The 2,741-nt window shown below is 32.0% G+C and carries 1 protein-coding gene and 1 pseudogene; both read left to right on the forward strand.

Features of this window, described 5'->3' with window-relative positions:
* Nucleotides 1-186, forward strand: a pseudogene (locus ACNQGN_RS18835) (ISAon1 family transposase); the annotation flags it as partial.
* 1,022 nt (nucleotides 187-1,208) lie between these two features.
* The gene (locus tag ACNQGN_RS18840) at nucleotides 1,209-2,426 is read left to right on the forward strand and encodes an ATP-binding protein (protein WP_417989365.1); all 1,218 of its coding nucleotides are present in this window, start codon (nucleotides 1,209-1,211) and stop codon (nucleotides 2,424-2,426) included.
* The last annotated feature ends 315 nt before the right edge of the window (nucleotides 2,427-2,741 follow it).

Raw genomic sequence — 2,741 nt, forward strand, 5'->3', positions numbered from 1 at the left:
CAACAATACAAAGATTTCTTAAGTGATTTCAAAGCCTGGGATCAACTACCACACGCCAAACAATGGCTTCTCTTTGCGAAAAACTTAGGCAAACGTTTATCAATAGATGAAACTTCACTCTCCAATGGCGAACTCTATACAATTTTAACCAACAAAGCAGGTAAAGGAAAGAAAATACTCCAGTAAATTCAAGTACTCCAATTTTTTGAAAAATAGTTGTACAAATTTTAGAATCAAAAAAACCTCCAAAATCAAATGACTTTGGAGGCTTGTAATTTTGTGGTCCATACGGGACCGTTTACGAACCATTTTATGTATGATTTGAAGAAACTTTCAATGAGAGAACGCTGAGTAAATCATTTCTATTTAACTTTATTGCGAAGCAGATCGTGAACGATTACTAAATGATGTTGGGGTTATTCGCAACAAACTCAAAGTAAATGACGTTAGTTGAAGTTAAGAAATTAATTCAATAGTTTTTTTTCAATAGAAAAACGCTTCTCCTTTTGCAACAAACTTTAATTTTTTGTTTAGGAAATTATAATCAGGATGTTGAATTAATGTTAGAAAACTAATAGTAGACAAAATATTTAATTTAGTGTCAAATGTTAATTCAATAATTTCACAAAAGTGCAAAAAAAATTCTCAATTTCTGGAGAAGTTTTGTGGGCTGTCAGGGACAGCAATCGAACAACTGGTTCCAATTTTGACGTTTTTTGAAACAATAAAGAGAGTATTTGATATTGAGGAATGCCGTTTATAATTGCCAAAGGCATGTGATGCTTTAGTAGTTCTTTTTCTTTCGGTCCTATATGGCCATTATGTTAATATTTTGCGCACTTTCTTAACTCTTCATAGTGTATGATAATTGTTGGCGCTGTATGTGTTTCTTCTAGGTTACTATGTTTCTTAATAATGACTTTGGTAGAAAGAGACTTACGGTCACTAGGTTCGATAATTCCGTCTCTCGAAGAATAAACTAAAATCGCTTGTTTCCTCTCTTAAATAGATGAATAAGATTGATACCGAAAAAGTGATTTTAGTTCATGTTGAAAAAATCAGAAAAAATATTTATTACAAAACCCATTTGTTTTTTAATACTTTTTACGGGTATAACCATAAAAAATATTAAAAAAATATTATTTTTATGGTTACTATGTTGTTTTTGTTTAAATAAAGACTATTTTTGTGTTTATAACATTAAAATAATGATTCCAAGAACAACATATTTAGAGCAGTTACGTGAGTTTATTGATAAACCACAAATAAAGATTCTTACGGGAATAAGAAGAAGTGGGAAATCATCTGCGTTATTGTTATTGAAAGATGAATTGAAGCGGAATGGAGTAGAAACTGAGCAAATCGTTTATATCAATTTGGAAAGTTTTGCTTTTTCTGAATTGCGGACTGCAGTCAAGTTATATGAATATGTGGCTAAAAAAGCACAAAAAAATAAGAAAATGTACCTGCTGTTGGATGAAATCCAGGAAGTTGAACAATGGGAAAAAGCAGTCAACTCTTTTTTGGTTGATTTTGATGTGGATATTTACCTCACAGGTTCTAATTCACATTTGTTGTCCTCCGAATTAGCGACATATTTGGCGGGTCGTTATGTTGAAATTCCAGTTTACACCTTGTCATTTGCTGAATATTTGCAATTTCGGGAGACTTATTTTCCGCAGGAAAAACAAGATAATAAAACTGCGTTTGTGTCCTATTTGCGTTTCGGTGGTTTTCCTGTTATTCACACTACAAATTATTCGGAAGAGACGGCGTACAAAGTAATTTACGATATTTATTCTTCAGTTATTTTGCGTGATACAGTCCAGCGTTACAAGATTCGTGATATTGAACTTTTAGAGCGTGTAATTAAATATGCTTTTGATAACATTGGCAATACTTTTTCGGGGAAAAATGTCGCTGACTATTTTAAAAGTCAACAACGAAAAATAGATATCAATACGGTATATAATTACCTGCACGCTTTGGTAGGTGCTTTTATTTTGTACCAAACGCCCCGTTATGATATCAAAGGGAAAGAAATTTTGAAAACTCAAGAAAAGTTTTTTCTGAGTGATGTAGGTTTGCTTTATGCTACAATGGGATATAAAGACCGCAATATTTCCGGTATTTTAGAAAATATTGTTTTCTTGGAATTGAAACGCCGCGGCTACAAGGTTTTTGTGGGGAAATACGACGACAAGGAAATTGATTTCATAGCAGAAAGACAAGGTGAAAAAATCTACGTACAAGTGGCGTACAAAATAGAAAGTGAGCAAACTGCAATGCGTGAATTTTCAGTACTTTTAAGCATAAAGGATCAGTACCCTAAGTTCGTGGTAACAATGGATGATTTTTGGAAAGAATCAGTAGAAGGCATAAAGCACTTTTATATTTCTGATTTTTTGTTGGATTCGGGGTATTAGAATTCTATTATCAAAGAGATAAAAAAAGAAAATGAAAGACAAATATTGATTCTAGATATTCCGACGAAAGTAATTTTATCTTGAAAATCAGAAAAAAATGTCACTGCAATTGTTTATATTTAAGTAACTATCGGCAAGGCACTATAGATTTTTGAGTTTTCTTTTTCCATTTTTAGAGGTGCCCGAAAAGCAGATTTCGGATCATGCGTAAAAGTTGTGGGGAAATATAAAAATCTAGATATTTGTACTTCCAAATTTTATACAAATGCAAGATTCTTTTACCAATATACTGAAGTTATTGTTACCTGAAATAAT

Source organism: Flavobacterium rhamnosi, from assembly GCF_048286515.1.
Taxonomy (GTDB): domain Bacteria; phylum Bacteroidota; class Bacteroidia; order Flavobacteriales; family Flavobacteriaceae; genus Flavobacterium.

Excerpts from the sequence above, each read along its gene's own strand:
- ACNQGN_RS18840 (WP_417989365.1), top strand. The coding sequence starts at position 1,209 with ATGATTCCAAGAACAACATATTTAGAGCAGTTACGTGAGTTTATTGAT.